We start from the raw sequence: 19,760 nt of genomic DNA on the forward strand, positions 1-19,760 counted from the left end.
CCGTTCGGACCCGGTCGGCGTCAGCCCGCGGCGACGGCGCGTTCGGCCGCCTCGACCACGTTGACCAGCAGCTGGGCACGGGTCATCGGGCCGACACCGCCGGGGTTCGGCGAGATCCAGCCGGCGACCTCGGCGACCCCGGGGTGGACGTCCCCGACGATCTTGCCGTTCTCGTCCCGGCTGACGCCGACGTCGAGGACTGCCGCGCCCGGCTTCACGTCCTCGGGCTTGATGATGTGCGGCACCCCCGCCGCCGCCACGATGATGTCGGCCTGCCGGAGGTGCGCCGACAGGTCGCGGGTGCCGGTGTGGCACTGCGTCACGGTCGCGTTCTCGGACTTGCGGGTCAGGAGCAGCGGGATCGAACGCCCCACCGTGATGCCGCGTCCCACCACCACCACGTGCGCGCCCGCGATCTCGACGCCGTGGTGGCGCAGCAGCTGGATGATGCCGTACGGGGTGCAGGGCAGCGGCCCGCTCTCGTTGAGCACCAGCCGGCCGAGGCTCATGGGGTGCAGCCCGTCCGCGTCCTTGGCCGGGTCCATCAGCTCCAGGACCCGGTTGGTGTCGATGCCCTTGGGCAGCGGCAGTTGCACGATGTACCCCGTGCACTCGGGGTTGGCGTTCAGCTCCGCGACCACGGCCTCGATCTCTTCCTGGGTCGCGGTGTCGGGCAGTTCGCGCTGGATCGACGCGATGCCGACCTCCGCGCAGTCGCGGTGCTTGCCGTTCACGTACCACCGGCTGCCAGGATCGTCCCCGACCAGCAGCGTCCCCAGGCCGGGCAGGACGCCCCGCGCCGTGAGGGCCGCCACGCGGGCGGTCAGGTCGGACTTGATCGCGGCTGCGGTGGCCTTGCCATCGAGAATCTGGGCGGTCATGGACCCATCCTCGCGGATGGACCCGTCCCGGTTCCAATTAGGGGCCCCTCCGGGCGGCGGGGGCCCTGCCCGGGACGTGACGGATCCGCCCAGGTTGCACTTGCACAACGCATACGGATACCGACTGGACAAAAAGAGGACAGTCCTACCAGCATGATCGGCGCACCACAGCGGGCAGTGCGGGGGGCCGGACCGCTTACGTACCACCGATTCCTCCGCGCGGACCGCGCCGTCCCGCATTCCATCGGAGGAAGTCCCCAAATGAGCTTCGGCGATCCCCAGAACCCGTACGGGCAGCAGCCCGGCCAGCCCGGTCAGCCTGGTCAGCCCGGTCAGCCGCCCCAGCCGGGTTACGGCTACCCCCAGCAGGCCCCGCAGGGCGTGCCCCAGCAGGGGTACGGCTACCCCCAGTCCGGCGGACCGGCGCCCTACGCCGCCCCGCAGGGCCCCGGATACGGCGGCATGCCGGAACTCGCCAGCTGGGGTTCGCGTGTCCTCGGCACCCTGGTCGACGGTCTCGTCCTCCTGGTGCCGTACATCATTGTCTTCGCCGGTGCCGCCATCGGCGGCGGCTTCGGCACCTTCCTGCGCCTGATCGGCCTCCTCGCGGTCTTCGCGGTGGCCATCTGGCAGCTGATCCAGGAGGGCAAGACCGGCCAGACCATCGGCAAGAAGGCCCTGAACATCCGTCTGCTGCGCGAGGCCGACGGCCAGCCGCTCGGCGTGGGCATGGCGTTCGTCCGCCGTCTCGCCCACTTCCTCGACGGCATCATCTGCTACATCGGTTTCCTGTGGCCGCTGTGGGACTCGAAGAACCAGACGCTCGCGGACAAGGTCTGCTCGTCGCTGGTCATCAAGTCCAACTAAGGGCATGGCGGACCAACCCGGCGCGTTAGCGCCACCGCGCGAAGGCCGCGCTCCCGTCCGGGAGCGCGGCCTTCGTCCTTGCGTTGTCCTTGTACGGCAGCGGGTCAGTGGAAGAAGTGCCGCGTCCCCGTGAAGTACATGGTCGCGCCGGCCTTCCGCGCCGCCTCGACCACCAGCTCGTCACGGACCGAACCGCCCGGCTGCACCACGGCCCTGACGCCCGCCTCCAACAGGATCTCCAGCCCGTCGGGGAACGGGAAGAAGGCGTCGGACGCGGCGAACGAACCGCGCGCCCGCTCCTCCCCCGCCCGCTCCACCGCGAGCTTCGCGGAGTCGACCCGGTTCACCTGGCCCATGCCGACGCCCACCGACGCGCCGCCCTTCGCGAGCAGGATCGCGTTGGACTTGACCGCGCGGCTCGCCCGCCAGGCGAAGGCCAGCTCGGCCAGCTCCGCCGCGGACAGCGCCTCGCCGGTCGCCAGCGTCCAGTTCGCCGGGTCGTCGCCCGCGGCCTGGAAGCGGTCGGTGGCCTGGAGCAGCGCCCCGCCGTCGATGGCCTTGACCTCGACCGCCGTGGCGGGCGCGTCGGCGCAGCGCAGCACGCGGATGTTCTTCTTGCGGGCCAGCACCTCGACGGCGCCGTCCTCGTAGTCCGGGGCGACGATGACCTCGGTGAAGATCTCGGCGACCTGCTCGGCCATCTCCACGGACACCGGGCGGTTGACGGCGATCACGCCGCCGAACGCGGAGAGCGGGTCGCACGCGTGTGCCTTGCGGTGCGCCTCGGCGACGTCGTCGCCGATCGCGATCCCGCACGGGTTGGCGTGCTTGATGATCGCGACACACGGCTCGGGGTGGTCGTACGCGGCACGGCGCGCGGCGTCCGTGTCCGTGTAGTTGTTGTACGACATCTCCTTGCCGTGCAGCTGCTCGGCGTCGGCCAGGCCGCCGCCCTCGGCGCCGGTGTAGAGCGCGGCGGGCTGGTGCGGGTTCTCGCCGTAACGGAGCACGTTCTTACGGAGGTACGTCGCTCCGAGGAAGTCCGGGAGGCGGTCCGCGGCGGACCCGCTGTCGGCCTCCGCGTCGACGGCCGCGTAGTCGGCGGCGAACCAGGACGCCACGGCCACGTCGTACGCGGCGGTGTGCTGGAACGCCTCCGCGGCGAGCCGCTTACGGGTCGTCAGGTCGAACCCGCCGTGCTGTACGGCCGCGAGGACGTCCCCGTACCGCTCCGGGCTGGTGACGACCGCCACGGACGGGTGGTTCTTGGCCGCGGCGCGCACCATCGAGGGGCCGCCGATGTCGATCTGCTCGACGCACTCGTCGTCGGTCGCCCCGGAGGCGACCGTCTCGCGGAACGGGTACAGGTTGACGACGACCAGCTCGAACGGCTCGATGTCCAGCTCGGCCAGCTGCTCGCGGTGCGCGTCGAGCCGCAGGTCGGCGAGGATGCCGGCGTGCACGCGCGGGTGCAGGGTCTTGACGCGGCCGTCCAGGCACTCGGGGAAGCCCGTCAGCTCCTCGACCTTGGTGACCGGCACCCCGGCGGCGGCGATCTTCGCGGCGGTGGAACCGGTGGAGACCAGGGTGACCCCGGCCTCGTGCAGTCCACGGGCCAGCTCTTCCAGGCCCGTCTTGTCGTAGACGCTGACCAGCGCGCGGCGGATCGGCCGCTTGGTACCTTCGGCGGTCACTGGATCGTTACCTTTCGTCCCTCAATGCGGTAGCCGTGCCGGGCCAGACGCCCCACGACATCGACGAGCAGGCGCCGCTCGACCTCCTTGATGCGCTCGTGGAGCGCGACGCCGTCGTCCGAGTAGTCCTCGTCCCTGACCTCCACCACGCCCTGCGCGATGATCGGGCCCTCGTCGACGCCTTCGTCGACGAAGTGGACGGTGCAGCCGGTCACCTTCACGCCGTGCGCGAGCGCGTCCCGTACGCCGTGGGCGCCGGGAAAGCTGGGCAGCAGGGCGGGATGGGTGTTCACGAACCGGCCGCCGAAGCGCGCGAGGAACTCCTTCCCCACGATCTTCATGAAGCCGGCCGAGACCACGAGGTCCGGCTCGTGGGCGGCGGTCGCCTCGGCAAGCGCCGCGTCCCACGCGGCGCGCGTCCCGTGGTCCCTGACCCGGCACACGAAGGTGGGGATCCCGGCGCGCTCCGCCCGCTCCAGGCCCACGATGGAGTCCCGGTCGGCGCCGACGGCCACGATCCGCGCCCCGAAACCGGCGGGGTCGGCGGCGATGGCGTCGATGAGCGCCTGGAGGTTCGTACCCGAACCGGAGACCAGGACCACGAGCCGGGCCGGTCGGCCGGCGGGGGGCAGGGAGGCCACGGTGGGCGCCTTTCTGGGAGCGGGCACGGCCTCGCCGAGCGTGCGGGGCCGGTGTGGTCGGCGGCTTTGTGTGGTCGTACGAACGGATCACGATCCCCGATACGGGGAACTCTACGAAGGAGCCGACCGTCAGCAACGATACCGGCACACCGAGCGGCCCCCACGGGACGGGGGCCCGGCCGGGAGGTAGCGTCTGGGGACAGGGTTCTGTCTCCGGGACGGCCCATACGACACAAGACCCCCGCGCGCTGGGTCTGAGGGGAAGACGTTCACCAGATGCAGGACCGACGCCGCCGCACGGCACCCCACCTCCCGCCGCCCTCCGGGCCGGTGCTGCTGCTGCGGGAACGCCAGTCCTCCTCCACGGGGGCACCGGATCCCACGGGGGCGTCGGGCGGTTCCCAGGCGGGCGATTCCCGGGCGGGCGGTTCCCAGGAGTCCGGTGAGCCCTCGGGATCCTCCTCCGGCGGCAACGCCGACGACAATCCGTTCGCGCCGCCGCCCGCCGACCGGCCCGACCAGCCGTGGCGGCCCCGGCTGCCCGAGAACGGCGGCGCGCCGGACGGCGGGTCCGACTCCGACCGGGGCGACCGCGGCGGCTGGGGAAGCCAGTGGAGCAGCCGCCAGCCCGGCCGCTCCTCGGGCGGCTTCGGGAGCCGTCCCGGGAACCAGGGCGGCGGGCAGAACGGGCAGAACGGCCCCGGCAACGGCCGGCAGGACGGCCCCGAAGGAGGCCGGGGCGGCCTGCGCTGGGACCCGACCGACCCGGTCCAGCGCCGCGCCCGCTACGCGCTGCTGTCCGGGATGTGGGCCTTCTTCTTCGTGCTCTTCGACTTCCCGGAGATCGCGCTGCTGCTCGGCGCGCTGGGCGTCTACTGGGGCGTCAGCTCCCTGCGCGACAAGCCCCGGCCGGCGGCCGACACGTCCGCCTCCTCGGGCCCCGGCTCCGCCTTCCGTACGGCCACGACCCCGGACCGTGCCGCTCCCGCGGCGCAGAACCCGGCGCCGGGCGCGGGGGCGAACGTGAACCGCCAGCAGAAGACGGCGGCGGTGAGCGGCCTGGTGACGGCCGGCCTGGCGCTGGCGCTGGTGGCGGCGACGTTCACCGTGCAGCTCGCGTACCGCGACTACTTCACGTGCGTGAACGACTCGCTGACGCAGGAGGCCCGGCTGTCCTGCAACAGCCAGCTGCCGGACTCGCTGCACTCGATCTTCGGCGTCAAGGAGTGACGTCCGGCCGGTCCGGGGCAGTTTCCGGGTCCGGCTTCGTCTCCTGGACCTCTCTCACCACCTGAACCTCCTCCCCGGAGCCGTCCTCCCCGCCGGAGGGCGGCTCCGGCACCGGCGGGAGCAGCGGTACGGCGGGGAAGTCGGCCATCAGGCCGCCCGACGCGTCCTTGATCGCGGCCCACCGCGCCTCCCGCGTCTCCCGGTCGTGCCAGGCGGCGGCCGGCAGGACGTCGTACGACTCCGGGTCCGGACCGACGGGAGGGGCCGCCGCCACGACGGGGGCCTTGCCGTCCTTCGCTACCCCCTCCGTGTCCGCCGCCCCGGCCTCGGCCGCTCCCGCCCCGACCCCCGCCGTGGCCCCTGCCGTGGCCACCCCCGCGGCCGCCGTCCGCCGCCAGGGCGCCCACCACGCCCCGCGCCCGGCGCCCCCGCCGGCGACAACCCCACCGTCGGCACCCCCGCTGTCGGCGCCCGAACCGTCGGCACCCGGGCCGTCGGCACCCGCGCCCGGTACGACCGACACGCCCGGGTCCGGCTTCACCCGCCGCTCGCGCAGCCGCCACACCCGGATCAGCAGCGCCACCGGCACCCCGACCCCCACCAGCCACCCCAGCGCCGCCAACCCCGTCAGCCACCCCACAGGTCCGAAGGCGGCCAGGTCGGCGTTGCCCAACGGCCCGCCCGCGGCCGCCGCCAGAATCCCCGTCAGCAGCGCGCCCAGCGCACCCCCGAGAGCCGCCGTCAGCGCCGTCGCGCGCAGCGTCCACGCCTCCTCCCGTACGGCGAAGGGCGGCGCCGCCACCCGTACCGTGAACCACGCGACCACCACCCCCGCCACCACCGGCACCCCCGCGGCCGCCCAGTGCAGCGGGGTCCCGTGGTCCTGCGGCACGGCGGCGAGCAGCGGGAACGACGGCAGCGCTGGCGGGCCCGTGATGCCCAGCGGGGTGACCGTGGCCGCCGTACCGAGCGCGAAGCCGGGCCCCAGGCCGTAGGCGGCGGCCCAGGCGGCGGCGTTCGGCACCAGCGCGAGCCCGAGCAGGAGGACGGCGAACCGCCCCGACCAGTCGCCCGCGAGCTGGGTGAACGACAGCTGCGCCGCGCCCCCGTGCCACACCAGCGAGGCCCCGACGAGCAGCGCCCCGCCGCCCAGCAGCGCCAGGACCGCGGCGGCGGCCGCCCGCAGCGCGACGGCGGTCCTGCGCCGGGCGGGCGGTGCCCAGACGGTACGGACGAGGCGTTCCCGTACCCCCGCGGGCAGCCACAGGGGCAGGGGGCCGACCGGCCGGCCGCTGCCGGACCACGCGCCGACGGCCGTGGAGAGCACCGTCACCAGCGGCAGCAGGAGCGCCGCGCGGACGGGGTGCGCGGTGAGCGGTCCGCCGGAGACGTAGAACACGACGGCGCCGCCGACCAGCAGGTATCCGGCGGAGATGGTGGCCACGGCGCCGAGCGCGGTGAGCTGCGGCCTGCCCTCCTCCGGTTCGAGGGCGTCCCTGGCCGCGCGGTGGGTGAGCCACACCGGCAGGGCCAGGAGCAGCAGGGGGACCACCCCGAGCGGCGCGGGCGCCCCTGACATGGTGTCGGGCCGCACCAGCTCGACGCCGTGCGCGAGCAGCCAGAGGGCCGCGGCGACGTGGAGGGCGCCCCGGGCGCCGCTGTCGGGGTAGGGCGAGGTGATCCACATCCCCATGACCAGCACGGCGAGTGCCCCGAGGCCGAGGCCCGCGGCGATGGCCCCGCGGAGGAAGGACGCGGTCAGCGCGGCGGCCCGGCCCCGTTCCGCCGCCGAGGCCGAGGCCGAGGACAACGTCGTGCTGCGATCGGTCACTTGGGTCACGGCGCCATGCTGCCAACGACACGCGCTTTATCCGGGTAACAAGCTAATGACCGTGGTGTCGCTCAATATATGTTTATGTACTTTTTCACCCGTTCTCCCAAGGACCGCGACGCGCGTACGGACGCGGCGGGGCCCGGCCCCTTCACGCCCGCGCAGGCCTTCGACGCGCTGTACACCCACGCCGCGCCCTCTCTCGTACGGCAGGCGTACCTGCTCACCGGGCGGCGCGCCCTGTCCCAGGAGTCCGTCGAGCGGGCCTTCCACCAGGCGTGGGGGCGCTGGCCCGAGGTCGCGGTGGACCGGGATCCGGCGGGGTGGGTACGGGCGGCGGCGTACGAGTACGCCCTGTCGCCCTGGCACCGGCTGCGCCACGGCCGGCGGGGCCCCGACCTGATCACCGGTCAGCGGGACGGCGGGGACGGGCGCGCGCTGCGCGAGGCGCTGCTCGCACTGCCGCCGCGCTACCGCCGCGTCCTGATGCTGTACGACGGGCTGGGCCTGGACCTGCCGGAGACGGCGGCGGAGACGGAGGCGAGCACGCTGGGGACGGCGCGGCGGCTGCTGAACGCGCGCGAGGCGGTGGCGGGCCGGCTGCCCGAACTGGCGGACCCGGACGCGCTGCACCAGCGGCTGGGGACGCTGGCCCGGACGGTGACCCCGCCGGCCATTCCGCCGGCGCGGGCGGTACGGAGGAGTGCCGAGCGGCGCGCCCGGTTGTGGACGCGGGCGGCGATCGCCTTCACGGCGTTGATCGTGGGGGCGACCGGCTTCACGCTGGCCACGGCGCCCACCCGGTACTGGGAGCCGCTGGCGGCCGCGCGGCCGGTCGACGGCGTACCGGTCACGAGCGGTCCCGAGGCGTGGACCGAGCAGGATCTGACGCTGCGGGACCGCCTGCGCGACGAACCGTTCCACGGCCCGCAACGGCTGGTCCCGCTGCCCCTCTGAGGCGCTCGGCCCGGGCCGCCCTCGCGGTGGCCCGGGCCGTTGTGCCGTGCTGTCAGGCCGTGGTGCCGTCAGCCGTCGTGTCAGCCCGCGAGGATCGCGCGGGCCAGCGCAGCGGTCTCGGTCGGCGTCTTGCCGACCTTCACGCCCGCGGCCTCCAGGGCTTCCTTCTTCGCCTGGGCCGTACCGGAGGAACCGGAGACGATGGCGCCGGCGTGGCCCATGGTCTTGCCCTCGGGCGCGGTGAAGCCCGCGACGTAGCCGACGACCGGCTTCGTGACGTTCTTCGCGATGAAGTCGGCCGCGCGCTCCTCGGCGTCGCCGCCGATCTCGCCGATCATGACGATCAGGTCGGTGTCGGCGTCGGCCTCGAACGCGGCGAGCGCGTCGATGTGCGTCGTACCGATGACCGGGTCGCCACCGATGCCGACGGCGGACGAGAAGCCGAGGTCACGGAGCTCGTACATCATCTGGTAGGTCAGCGTGCCGGACTTGGACACGAGACCGATGCGGCCGGGCTTGGTGATGTCGCCCGGGATGATGCCGGCGTTGGACTGGCCGGGGGTGATCAGGCCGGGGCAGTTCGGGCCGATGATCCGGGTCTTGTTGCCCTTCACGCCCGCGTACGCCCAGAACGCCGCGGAGTCGTGCACCGCGATGCCCTCGGTGATCACGACGGCGAGCGGGATCTCGGCGTCGATCGCCTCGATCACGGCGGCCTTGGCGAAGGCCGGCGGGACGAAGACGACGGAGACGTCGGCGCCGGTCTTCTCGATGGCCTCGGCCACGGACCCGAACACGGGTACGTCGGTGCCGTCGAAGTCGACGGACGTGCCGGCCTTACGGGGGTTGACGCCGCCGACGATGTTCGTGCCGTCGGCGAGCATGAGCTTGGTGTGCTTCATGCCCGTGGCGCCGGTCATCCCCTGGACGATGACCTTGCTGTCCTTGGTGAGGAAGATAGCCATGGTTGTGGTTTCCCTCGTCCTTACTTCGCTGCTGCGGCGAGCTCGGCGGCCTTGTCGGCCGCGCCGTCCATGGTGTCCACGCGCCGCACGAGCGGGTGGTTGGCGTCGGACAGGATCTTGCGACCCAGCTCCGCGTTGTTGCCGTCGAGGCGCACGACGAGCGGCTTCTCGACGTTCTCGCCCTTGGACTCCAGCAGCTCCAGGGCCTGCACGATGCCGTTGGCGACCTCGTCGCAGGCGGTGATGCCACCGAAGACGTTGACGAACACGGACTTGACGTCCGGGTCGCCCAGGATGATCTCCAGGCCGTTCGCCATCACCTCGGCGGACGCGCCGCCGCCGATGTCGAGGAAGTTGGCGGGCTTCACGCCGCCGTGGGCCTCACCGGCGTACGCGACGACGTCGAGGGTCGACATGACCAGACCCGCGCCGTTGCCGATGATGCCGACCTGGCCGTCGAGCTTGACGTAGTTGAGGTTCTTCGCCTTGGCGGCGGCCTCCAGCGGGTTCGCCGCGGCCTTGTCCTCCAGCGCCTCGTGCTCCGGCTGGCGGAAGTCGGCGTTCTCGTCGAGCGAGACCTTGCCGTCCAGCGCGATGATCTTGCCGTCGCCCGACTTGATCAGCGGGTTGACCTCGACCAGGAGGGCGTCCTCCTTGATGAAGACGGTCCACAGCTTCTGGAGGACGTCCGCGACCTGGTCCGCGATGTCGGCCGGGAACTTCGCGGCGGCGACGATCTCGGCGGCCTTCTCCGGGGTGCAGCCCTCGTAGGCGTCGACCGGGATCTTGGCGAGCGCGTCGGGGTTCTCCTCGGCGACGACCTCGATCTCGACACCGCCCTCGACGGAGGCCATGGCGAGGAAGGTGCGGTTGGTGCGGTCGAGCAGGAAGGAGACGTAGTACTCCTCCGCGATGTCCGCGGTCTCGGCCAGCATCACCTTGTGGACCGTGTGGCCCTTGATGTCCATGCCCAGGATCTGGCCGGCCTTCTCGACGGCCTCGTCCGGGTCGGCGGCCAGCTTGACGCCGCCCGCCTTACCGCGTCCACCGACCTTGACCTGCGCCTTGACGACAGCCTTGCCGCCGAGACGCTCGGTCACCTCGCGGGCCGCCTCAGGCGTCTCGATGACTTCACCGGCCAGCACCGGTACACCGTGCTTGGCGAAGAGGTCCCTCGCCTGATACTCGAACAGGTCCACGCGTGTCCGTCCCTTTGTGTTCTGAAATCCGCAGCCTGGTGATCGCGGGTTCGTTGTCGGCGTGGGCGTGCCGCGAAGGGCAACGTGACTGCGCTGTCACTGAGGAAGGCGTACACGCTGTCCGGTACGCGGCATGTCCGTCTCGCAGGTTATCCCCGTGGGCGGTGGGTCCCTAAATCGCGGATCACACCTGAGCGGTGATACCTGTCACAGAGCGCCCCGGACAGACCCTAGGCCGTCTCGGGGACGGGCAGCGGGCGCTTTTCCAGCGCCGCCGCCATCACCTCCGGGAACAGGTCGGGCGTGCAGGCGAAGGCGGGCGCTCCGAGCGCCGCGAGGGCCGCCGCGTGCTCCCGGTCGTAGGCCGGGGCGCCTTCGTCGGACAGCGCGAGCAGCGCGACGAACTCCACCCCCGACGCCTTCATCGCCGCCACCCGTTTGAGCATCTCGTCGCGTATCCCGCCCTCGTAGAGATCACTGATCAGGACGACCACGGTGTCGGCGGGGCGGGTGATGCGCGCCTGGCAGTAGGCGAGGGCGCGGTTGATGTCCGTGCCGCCGCCGAGCTGGGTGCCGAAGAGGACGTCGACGGGGTCGTCCAGCTGGTCGGTGAGGTCCACGACGGCGGTGTCGAAGACGACGAGCCGGGTGTCGAGGGTGCGCATCGAGGCCAGGACCGCGCCGAACACCGACGCGTACACGACGGACGCGGCCATCGAGCCCGACTGGTCGATGCAGAGGACGACCTCCTTCTTGACGGCCTGCGAGGCGCGGCCGTACCCGATGAGGCGCTCGGGGACGATCGTGCCGTGCTCGGGCAGGTAGTTCTTGAGGTTGGCCCGGATCGTGCGGTCCCAGTCGATGTCCCGGTGGCGCGGCCGGTTGATCCGGGCGGACCGGTCGAGGGCGCCGGTCAGGGTGGCGCGGGTACGGGTGGCGAGGCGCTTCTCGATGTCCTCGACCACCTTGCGGACGACCGCGCGGGCGGTCTCCTTCGTCGTCTCGGGCATGGCCTTGTTCAGGGACAGGAGCGTGCCGACGAGGTGGACGTCGGCCTCGACGGCCTCCAGCATCTCGGGCTCCAGGAGGAGCGCGGAGAGCCCGAGCCGGTCGATGGCGTCGCGCTGCATGACCTGGACGACGGAGCTGGGGAAGTACGTACGGATGTCGCCCAGCCAGCGGGCGACGGCCGGCGCGGACGCCCCGAGCCCCGCGGACCGGCTGTCGCGGGCGCCGCCCCCGGCGCCCCCGGCCTTGCGGGAGCCGTAGAGGGCGGAGAGCGCGCCGTCCATGGCCGCGTCCGCGCCGCCGAGGGAGCAGCCCGTGCCGTCGGCGCCGTCCCCGCCGAGCACGAGGCGCCAGCGGCGCAGCCGCTCGTCGGCGGCGGATTCCGTACGGTCGGTGGTCATCGCTTTCCTTCCGGTACGAGGGCGTTCCCGGCCGGGACGTGGGCCTGTCCGGTGCCGGCTCCCAGCAGCAGGCGCAGCACCGGGAGGACGGCGTCCGCGCGCGCCGTGTCGAGCGTGGCGGCGAAGCCGGGGGCGGCCGCTTCGTGCGGTGCGGCCGTCGTGGTCGCCGGGCCGGTCGTGGGGCCGCGCCTGAGCAGCTCGCCCAGCGTGCGCCTGACGCCCGGTTCGTACGCGGAGAACGTGCGGCGCAGCAGGGGCAGCACGTCCGTGAACGCCTCGGCGGGCACGCCGGTCAGCCAGGTGTCGACCAGGCCGAGGAGGCGGGCGTCGTGGACGAGGAGCATGCCTCCGCCGGGCGCGCCGCCGACGAAGCCCTCGATCCAGGCCGCCGCGTCGGACGGCGGGGTGCCGGGCGAGAGGGCGAGCCCCATGAAGCGGGCGGCGTCGTCCTCGGGGAGCCGGCCGTCGTCCAGCAGGAGGCGGGCGGCGCGTCCCCGGATGACGCCGGGGATGGTGTCCCGTCCGGCGAGCTTGAGCAGGACGGCCCCCCAGCGCGCGGCGAGATCGCGGTCCCGGACGGCGGGGAGCAGGCCGACGGCCGTGTGGACGCCGTCGAGGTGGGTGCGCATCTGGGCGGCGCCGTCCGCGTCGAGTCCGGCGCACGCGGGCGGCAGGCCGACGCAGACGCGCTCGGCGAGCCCCGCCGCGACCTCGCCGAGGGCGGCGGTGTCCGTGGAGCGTACGTCCCCGTACCGCAGCGAGCGGGCCAGGGCGGGCAGGGCCTGGGCGAGATGGCCGACGTCCGCGTCGAGGGCGGCGCGGTCGGCGAGGGCGCGCATGACGACGGGCAGCGCGTCCGGCAGCCCGGCCAGCAGGCACTGCTCGGCGAGGGCAGTGATGTCGGAGAGGGCGGTCGCCGAGGCCGCCAGCGACTCGGCCCGGGCGGTGGCGGCCGCGAGCACGGTCGTGCCCCAGACGCCGGCCTCGGCGACCTTCACGTACAGCTCGGGCTCCCAGCGCAGCCGCCAGCTCTCCCGGAAGGTGCCGGTGCTCCCCCGGCGGCCGCCGGGCTCGCCCCAGCCGATGCCGAGCAGCCGCAGCCGGTGCAGGAGCCTGCTCCTCGCGGCGTCGGTGTCCTTGCGGAGGTCGAGGTCCACCTCGCGCTCGTGCGCCTCCGGTTTGAGGCGCAGGGTGCGCTGGGTCCTGGCGAGGTCGCGCTGGAGCGGCACGGCGGGCGCCGCGTCGGGCACCTCGCCCAGGACGTCGCCGACCACCAGCCGGTCGTGGACGAGCGCGAGCGGCACGTCCGACCCCTCGCACATCACGGCCCGGACGGCGTCCGTGGTCTCCGTGAGCCCGGCGAGGGGGCGGCCGCGCATCACGGCGAGGGTCTCCGCGAGCCGGACGGCCTCGATGACGTGGGCGGAGGACACCGTCCGGTCCTCGTCGCGCAGCAGGCCGGCGACCTTGGTCAGCCAGCGCTCCACGGGCCGGTCGGGCGCGGCGAAGAGATGGCCGTACCAGCCGGGGGAGTCGATCCCCGCGCCGTACCCGCTGTGGCGGGCGAGCCTGCGGTGGGTCCAGGGCACCCATGTCATCTCCGCCCTGACCTTGGGCAGTCCCTTGAGCAGCGCGCGGTCCGCGGTGGCGGTGTACGGGCCGGTGAGGGCGGGGACGTGCCAGGCGCCGCAGACGACGGCGACCCGGTCGTCCCCGAACTCCTTGCGGGCGGCGCGCAGGTGGATCCGCATGTGGGCCTCGCGGACGAGGTCCCGGCGCTGTCCTCCGGAGCCGTACTCCTCGCGCAGGGCGCCCATGGCCTCGGCGACCGCGTCGAACGGCGCGAACGGGTCGCCCGCGCGGCCGGGGCCCCGGTGCTCGACCGCGTCCTCCCACCACCGCTCGGGGTCGTCGTACCCGGCGGCCTCCGCGAGTACGGCGAGCGGATCGATCCGAAGCCCGCTGCGGTCTCCCTCTGCCTCGCCGTCTCCCCCGCCCGCTCCCTCGCCGTCCCTCTCCTCGTCTTCGCCCTCTTCGCCGTCCTCGGCGGGGAGCGCGAGCGAATGGGCGGCCGGCAGGTCGATGAACCGGACCGGTACGTCATGGGCCAGCGCCCACCGCAGCGCCACCCATTCGGGCGAGAACTCGGCCATCGGCCAGAAGGCCGCCCGACCGGGATCGTCCACCGCGTGGGCCAGGAGCGCGACCGGAGGCCTCATCGTCCCGTCGGCGGCCAGCGCCACCAACGCGTCCCCCTCGGGCGGTCCTTCGACGAGGACGACCGCGGGCGCCGCCGCGTCCAGCGCCCGCAGCACGGCCCGCGCGGACCCGGGCCCGTGGTGCCGGACGCCCAGCAGCAGCGGCCCCCGCCGGGCCGGCGCGGCGTCGCTCGTCGTGGGCCTCTCCGGGGCGCGCGCCGTCATGCGCCCACCTCGCGGCACGCGCGGTAGAAGTCCTTCCAGCCGTCGCGCTCGCGGACCACCGTCTCGACGTACTCCTGCCAGATCACCCGGTCCGCCGCCGGGTCACGGACGACCGCGCCCAGGATGCCCGCCGCCACGTCGCCGGGGCGCAGGACGCCGTCGCCGAAGTGCGCGGCCAGCGCGAGGCCGTTGGTGACGACCGAGATCGCCTCCGCCGTGGAGAGCGTCCCGGAGGGGGACTTGAGTTTCGTGCGCCCGTCGGCCGTGACGCCGTCGCGCAGTTCGCGGAAGACCGTGACGACGCGGCGGATCTCGTCGATGCCCTCGGGGCCGGGCGGCAGGTCGAGCGAGCGCCCCAGTTGGCCGACGCGCCGGGAGACGATGTCGACCTCGGCCTCCGGGGTGGCCGGCAGGGGCAGGACCACGGTGTTGAAGCGCCTGCGCAGCGCGCTCGACAGGTCGTTGACGCCCCGGTCGCGGTCGTTGGCCGTCGCGATGAGGTTGAAGCCGCGGACCGCCTGCACCTCCTGCCCCAGCTCGGGGATCGGGAGTGTCTTCTCGGACAGGATCGTGATCAGCGAGTCCTGTACGTCGGCCGGGATACGGGTCAGCTCCTCGACCCGCGCGGTCATGCCCTCGGACATGGCCCGCATCACCGGGCTGGGGACGAGCGCGTCGCGGCTGGGGCCGTGGGCGAGCAGCTCCGCGTAGTTCCACCCGTACCGGATGGCTTCCTCGGGGGTGCCCGCCGTGCCCTGCACGAGCAGGGTCGAGTCGCCGCTGACGGCCGCCGCGAGGTGCTCGGACACCCACGTCTTCGCGGTGCCGGGCAAGCCGAGCAGCAGGAGTGCCCGGTCGGTGGCCAGCGTCGTGACGGCGACCTCGACGATCCGGCGCGGGCCCACGTACTTGGGCGTGATCACCGTGCCGTCGGGGAGTGCGCCGCCGAGGAGATAGAGGGCCACGGCCCAGGGCGACAGGCGCCAACGGACGGGCCGCGGCCGGTCGTCGGCCGCGGCCAACGCCCTCAGCTCGTCGGCGAACGCGTGCTCGGCGTGCGGTCGCAGGACCTCGCCGCCGGTGGTGTCCGTGGTCTCGGGCACGGTCATGGATCCCCCTCCAGATCGATGGACCGGGTGTGGGTTCCACCGTGCACCACGCCACTGACAATCGGCGGTCGTCGCTGGTCAGAGGGCCATGGCCGCCTGACGCGGGGTCACTGCACGATCGGCGAGACGGCGATGCAGCCGCCGGCCGCGACCGTTCCGGCGCCCTCGGCCTCCTTGATGACCTTGCCCTTGTAGGTGATCGTGCACTTCACCTCGGCGCCGGCCACGTCCAGCGCCATCGGCATGACGCCGGGCGGCGTGATGCCCTTCAGCGTGACCGTCTTCTTCCACGGCAGGGTGGGCTTCTCGACTGTCTCGATCTTGGGGGCGGTCGCCGTGCCGCCACTCGCGTGGTAGTCGATCGAGTCGACGTTCGTGCCCGTGACCTCGTAGGTGACCTCGTACGTCTCGTTGACGGCCTTGTCGACCTCGTCGGTGACGGCCTTGTCCACCCGGTCGGCGGCCTCGGTGCAGGCGCCGAGGCCGAACGCGAGGCCGGTGACGGCGGCGGTGGTGACGATGGCGCGGACGGTGCGGTTCATCAAGGGTCCCCCTGGTGGGCATGGGTCGTGCGGAGCAGCCACGATAGCAAAGGGAAGGCAAAGCGCCCCCGATGCGCGCCTGACGAATCCGCAGGTCAGACGGATTGTCAGTGGGGCGTTCTACCGTCGTACACATGGATAAAGCGGGGGTGCGCTGGACGACGGAACAGGTGCTGGCACTGGCTCCTGACGACTCATCACGCAAGGCGGGCAACAAGCTGAGCACGGCCGGTCCGTGGTCGGAGGCGGGGAGCAGCGCCGCGGGGGCGGTGTGGGGCCTGTGCAAGGGCAGCGGCAGCAAGCCGTACCGGACGGTGGTCGACACCACGGGCCCCGCGTACAAGTGCAGTTGTCCCAGCAGGAAGTTCCCGTGCAAGCACGCGCTCGGGCTGCTGCTGCTCCGGGCGGCGGACGAGGCGGCCGTGGGCGAGGCCGAGGCACCGGACTGGGCGCGGGAGTGGCTCGACACCCGGGAGAAGCGGAGCGGCGGGGAGGGCGGCGGCGGGGGTACGGCGGCGCCGGCCGCCGATCCGGAGGCGGCGCGCCGCAGGGCGGAGCGCCGGGCGGGGCGGATCACGGCGGGGGCGGTGGAGTTGGAGCAGCGGTTGGCGGATCTGCTGCGGGGTGGTCTCGCCTCGGCGGAGCAGGCGGGGTACGGACTGTGGGAGGAGACCGCCGCCCGGATGGTCGACGCGCAGGCGCCCGGTCTGGCGTCACGGGTGCGGGAGCTGGGCGCGATTCCCGGTTCGGGGCCGGGCTGGCCGGCGCGGCTGCTGGAGGAGTCGTCGCTGCTGCACCTGCTGAACGCGGGCTGGCTGGGTCTCGACGGGGTGCCGGAGCCGCTGGCCACGACGGTCCGCACCCGGGTCGGCCTGCCGTCGCCGTCCTCCGGTGCGCCGGTGCGGGACCACTGGCTGGTCCTGGCGCAGTACGACACGTCGGACGGCAAGGTCGTCACCCGCCGTGTCTGGCTCCGCGGCCGGGACTCCGGCCGCTGGGCGCTGGTCCTGTCCTTCGGGGCGGCGGGCAGGTCCCCGCAGCTGTCCCTGCCGGTGGGGGCGCTGCTCGACGCGGCGGTCACCCCGCACGGAGGCGGGGGTCAGCTGCGCGCCGACTGGGGCGAGCAGTTCGGGGCCCCGGGCGCGGTGGGCGGGCCGCCGCCGGGCGGGTCCACGTCCGACGCGCTGGCGGCGTACGGCTCCGCGCTGCGCGACGATCCGTGGCTGGAGTCCTGGCCGGTGACGCTGACGGACGTCATACCCGTCCCCGGCCCGGGCGGCGGCTGGCAGGTGGCCGACGCGAACGGGGAGTCGGCGCTGCCCCTGGCCCCGGCGGCGCTCGCGCGGCCGGGCCTGTGGAAGCTGGCCGCGCTGTCCGGCGGCGGTCCCGTGACGATCTTCGGCGAGTGCGGACACCGCGGCTTCCACCCGTTGGCGGGCTGGTCGCCGGAGGCGACGGGGACGGTGGTCCTGACGTAACGGCGGGGGCAGGGCCGGGCCGGTCGGGGGTGGCGGGGGGCGCTCGCCTGTGAGCGTGCGGGGGCCGAACCTGCATGCTTCCAGCCGCGTTTGACGGCCCCTCGACCCTTGCCCCCCCCCGGCCCGGACCTCACGCCGCGCGTCGGCCGCACCGGTGCCGTCGTACCCCGTACCCCGTGCCGCGGTCCCGGCGGCAGACCCGCCACCGTCCCTTCTCGCAGTACACGTTCGGAGGACCCGATGACCGACACCACTACCACCGCGGACCGTACGAGCACCCTCGCCGGCGAAACGGCCGCGACCGCCACCGTCCCCGACGCGGGGGGAACGCCGTGGGAGGACCTTGTCGTCTCGGCGCTGCTCGGTACGGACCGCCGTACCCCGCCCGCCGGGATCCTGGCCGCCGGCAAGGACGCGCCGGTGGCCCTGCTGGACGCGGCCGCCCTCCTTACCGTCCGCCGCCGGGCGGGGCTGCTGCCCGCGCGGGCGGCGGAACGTCCCGAACCGGCGCCGCGCGACACCCGCCCGCCGCTGCCCGAGCCGGCCCGGCAGCGGCTGGTCCAGTTGCTCGCCGACCGGGCGGCGCCCGCGGGCGCGGGCGGGCGGCGCGGTACGGCACCGGACCTCACCGAGCTGCTGCCCCAGTGGCTCGCCACGGCGGGCGCGTACGGCTACCGCGCGCCCGCGTCCGTCCTGCCCGCGCTGCTCGACGCGGCCCGGGCCCGTACCGATCTGCGACCGGGCGCCCTCACGTTCGCGGGGCCGCGCGGGCTCTGGCTGGCCCGGCTCAATCCGGAGTGGAAGTTCGCCCTGCGGGGCGCGCCGGGCGGCTCGGCACTGCCGGACGTGCACGACAAGGAGGCCGTCGGGGCGCTCTGGCAGGAGGGCCTGTTCGTGGAACGCGTGACCCTGCTGGCGGCCGTCCGGGCGGCGGGGCCCGAGGCGGCGTTGGAGTTGCTGGCCTCGACGTGGCAGACCGAACGGGCCGAGGACCGGCTGATGTTCCTCGACTCGCTGCGTACGGGGTTGTCGGGGGCGGACGAGGCGTTCCTGGAGCAGGCGTTGTCCGACCGCAGCCGTAACGTCCGCTCCACCGCGGCCGAACTGCTCTCCGCCCTGCCGCGGTCCGCGCTGGCCGGGCGGATGGCGGCGCGGGCGGTGACCTGCGTGAGCCTGGACCGTACGGGGGACGGGTCGGCGATCGCCGTCGAGGCGCCGCACGAATGCGACACGGACATGCAGCGGGACGGCGTGGTGGCCACACCCCCGGCGGGTCGCGGTGAACGGTCCTGGTGGCTGGGCCAGTTGGTGGAGGCGGCCCCGCTCGGCGTCTGGCCGGAGCGGCTCGGGGGCCGGGCGCCGGAGGAGATCGTCACGCTCCCCGTGCGGGACGGCTGGCAGGACGAACTGCACGCGGCCTGGTGCCGGGCGGCGGTGCGCCAGCGCGACGCGCACTGGTCGCGGGTGCTCCTGGGGCCGCCCTCCGCGTCGCCCGCGGCCGGCCCCGGCACGTCGTCCTTCGCGGAGCGGGCCAAGCTGCTGGCCACGCTGGAGGGCGGGGAGCGCGCGGAGTGGGTCGCCGCGTTCATCGCCGCGCACGGCTTGTCGGAGGCGTTCCAGCTGCTGGGCGTGTGCGCGGTGCCCTGGGCGGACCCGCTCGGACGCGCGGTGGTCGACGCGCTCGACATCGCCCGGGACGCGGGCAGCTACCCGTGGAGTTTCAGCGGTGTCATGGGCCTCGCCGAGCGCTGCCTGAACCCGTCCGAGGCGGGCCGCCTGGAACTGCTCACGGCCACCCCGGACGAGACCGAGGCCGCGTCGCCGGGGGCGGGCGGCTACTGGTCCGAGGCGTTCCAGCGCCTGGTCTCGACGCTGCGCCTGCGCGCCACGATGCAGGCGGAACTGGCCCCGCCCGCACCCGCCCGACGGGGCGTCACGCCTCCGTCGGCTGGCGGACGTTCGTGTTGACCCACTCCACGATCGCCGTGGTCGTCGCGCCCGGGGTGAAGATCTCCGCCACGCCCTTCTCCTTCAGCGGGGCGATGTCCGCCTCCGGGATGATGCCGCCGCCGAAGACCTTGATGTCCAGCGCGTCGCGTTCCCCGAGCAGGTCGATGACCTTCGCGAAGAGCGTGTTGTGGGCGCCCGAGAGGATGGACAGGCCGATCGCGTCGGCGTCCTCCTGGATCGCCGTGTCCACGATCTGCTCGGGGGTCTGGTGGAGCCCGGTGTAGATGACTTCCATCCCGGCGTCCCGCAGCGCACGCGCGATCACCTTGGCCCCACGATCGTGCCCGTCGAGACCCGGCTTGGCCACCACCACGCGGATCGGACCGGTCACACCCATCACTGCCTCCACAACCGACTGCGCCGTCATTGGCACGGGTCCCCGCGCCCGCCTAGGCCCGGAGTAGTGAACGAACGTTATCCCCAGCATCCCGCACCCCGCTGTTTCGCGAAGGCCCGCGAGGGGGAAATCACACAGGGGGCCCCGCGCTTCGTACGGGAGGTCGGCCGTGAAGGTGTTGCCTTTC

General features: G+C 73.8%; 16 protein-coding genes. 5 read left to right on the plus strand and 11 right to left on the minus strand.

The window, feature by feature from the left end; all coding sequences use genetic code 11:
• Positions 1-20: 20 nt before the first annotated feature.
• The gene (locus HA039_RS12755) at positions 21-881 is read right to left on the minus strand and encodes a bifunctional methylenetetrahydrofolate dehydrogenase/methenyltetrahydrofolate cyclohydrolase (RefSeq protein ID WP_167028313.1); all 861 of its coding nucleotides are present in this window, start codon (positions 879-881) and stop codon (positions 21-23) included.
• A 261-nt stretch (positions 882-1,142) separates the two neighbouring features.
• Between HA039_RS12755 and HA039_RS12760 the strand changes: the two genes are divergently transcribed.
• On the plus strand, positions 1,143-1,748 hold the full coding sequence (locus tag HA039_RS12760) for an RDD family protein (protein ID WP_167028316.1): 606 nt from the start codon (positions 1,143-1,145) through the stop codon (positions 1,746-1,748).
• 104 nt (positions 1,749-1,852) lie between these two features.
• Here the strand turns inward: HA039_RS12760 and purH are convergent, their stop codons facing one another.
• Together purH and purN are read right to left on the minus strand one after the other, a co-directional pair.
• On the minus strand, positions 1,853-3,442 hold the full coding sequence (purH, locus tag HA039_RS12765; RefSeq protein WP_167028321.1) for a bifunctional phosphoribosylaminoimidazolecarboxamide formyltransferase/IMP cyclohydrolase: 1,590 nt from the start codon (positions 3,440-3,442) through the stop codon (positions 1,853-1,855).
• Positions 3,439-4,083: a phosphoribosylglycinamide formyltransferase gene (gene purN / locus HA039_RS12770; protein WP_208298606.1), complete on the minus strand. Its 645-nt coding sequence runs from the start codon at positions 4,081-4,083 to the stop codon at positions 3,439-3,441. Before purN ends, purH begins: the two co-directional genes overlap by 4 nt.
• A gap of 276 nt (positions 4,084-4,359) precedes the next feature.
• Between purN and HA039_RS12775 the strand changes: the two genes are divergently transcribed.
• Positions 4,360-5,313 (plus strand): hypothetical protein, encoded by a 954-nt coding sequence (locus HA039_RS12775; RefSeq protein WP_167028324.1) that lies wholly within the window; start codon positions 4,360-4,362, stop codon positions 5,311-5,313.
• On the opposite strand, the gene HA039_RS12780 is transcribed toward HA039_RS12775, so the two are convergent.
• On the minus strand, positions 5,303-7,153 hold the full coding sequence (locus HA039_RS12780) for a cell division protein PerM (protein WP_341830015.1): 1,851 nt from the start codon (positions 7,151-7,153) through the stop codon (positions 5,303-5,305). The two genes, HA039_RS12775 and HA039_RS12780, sit on opposite strands and share 11 nt — an antisense overlap.
• A 75-nt stretch (positions 7,154-7,228) precedes the next feature.
• On the opposite strand from HA039_RS12780, the gene HA039_RS12785 reads away from it, so the two are divergent.
• On the plus strand, positions 7,229-8,101 hold the full coding sequence (locus tag HA039_RS12785) for a sigma factor-like helix-turn-helix DNA-binding protein (protein ID WP_341830016.1): 873 nt from the start codon (positions 7,229-7,231) through the stop codon (positions 8,099-8,101).
• A gap of 80 nt (positions 8,102-8,181) precedes the next feature.
• On the opposite strand, the gene sucD is transcribed toward HA039_RS12785, so the two are convergent.
• The 6 genes from sucD to HA039_RS12815 form a co-directional block, all read right to left on the minus strand.
• Entirely contained in the window at positions 8,182-9,066 is an 885-nt protein-coding gene (gene sucD / locus HA039_RS12790) for a succinate--CoA ligase subunit alpha (RefSeq protein WP_167028330.1), read from the minus strand.
• A 20-nt stretch (positions 9,067-9,086) separates the two neighbouring features.
• A complete protein-coding gene (sucC, locus tag HA039_RS12795) occupies positions 9,087-10,265 on the minus strand; it encodes an ADP-forming succinate--CoA ligase subunit beta (RefSeq protein ID WP_167028333.1) in 1,179 nt (392 codons plus the stop codon).
• Positions 10,266-10,495: 230 nt separating this feature from the next.
• Positions 10,496-11,674, minus strand: coding sequence for a VWA domain-containing protein (locus tag HA039_RS12800; protein ID WP_167028336.1), 1,179 nt, complete (start codon positions 11,672-11,674; stop codon positions 10,496-10,498).
• Complete coding sequence (locus tag HA039_RS12805) at positions 11,671-14,097, minus strand: DUF5682 family protein (RefSeq protein ID WP_167028339.1); 2,427 nt, start codon at positions 14,095-14,097, stop codon at positions 11,671-11,673. Before HA039_RS12805 ends, HA039_RS12800 begins: the two co-directional genes overlap by 4 nt.
• A complete protein-coding gene (locus HA039_RS12810; protein WP_167028342.1) occupies positions 14,094-15,206 on the minus strand; it encodes an ATP-binding protein in 1,113 nt (370 codons plus the stop codon). Before HA039_RS12810 ends, HA039_RS12805 begins: the two co-directional genes overlap by 4 nt.
• Positions 15,207-15,313: 107 nt before the next feature.
• A complete protein-coding gene (locus HA039_RS12815) occupies positions 15,314-15,748 on the minus strand; it encodes a hypothetical protein (RefSeq protein ID WP_167028345.1) in 435 nt (144 codons plus the stop codon).
• 134 nt (positions 15,749-15,882) lie between these two features.
• Here HA039_RS12815 and HA039_RS12820 point away from each other — a divergent pair, with 134 nt between their 5' ends.
• Both HA039_RS12820 and HA039_RS12825 read left to right on the plus strand, forming a co-directional pair.
• Positions 15,883-17,226 (plus strand): SWIM zinc finger family protein, encoded by a 1,344-nt coding sequence (locus tag HA039_RS12820; protein WP_208298607.1) that lies wholly within the window; start codon positions 15,883-15,885, stop codon positions 17,224-17,226.
• Positions 17,227-17,466: 240 nt separating this feature from the next.
• Positions 17,467-19,194, plus strand: a complete 1,728-nt coding sequence (locus HA039_RS12825; RefSeq protein WP_243869402.1) for a DUF5691 domain-containing protein — start codon at positions 17,467-17,469, stop codon at positions 19,192-19,194.
• On the opposite strand, the gene icmB is transcribed toward HA039_RS12825, so the two are convergent.
• A complete protein-coding gene (gene icmB / locus HA039_RS12830) occupies positions 19,160-19,573 on the minus strand; it encodes a coenzyme B12-dependent isobutyryl CoA mutase small subunit (protein WP_167028348.1) in 414 nt (137 codons plus the stop codon). The genes HA039_RS12825 and icmB overlap by 35 nt on opposite strands.
• Positions 19,574-19,760 lie beyond the last annotated feature (187 nt).

The organism is Streptomyces liangshanensis (assembly GCF_011694815.1).
Lineage (GTDB): Bacteria > Actinomycetota > Actinomycetes > Streptomycetales > Streptomycetaceae > Streptomyces > Streptomyces liangshanensis.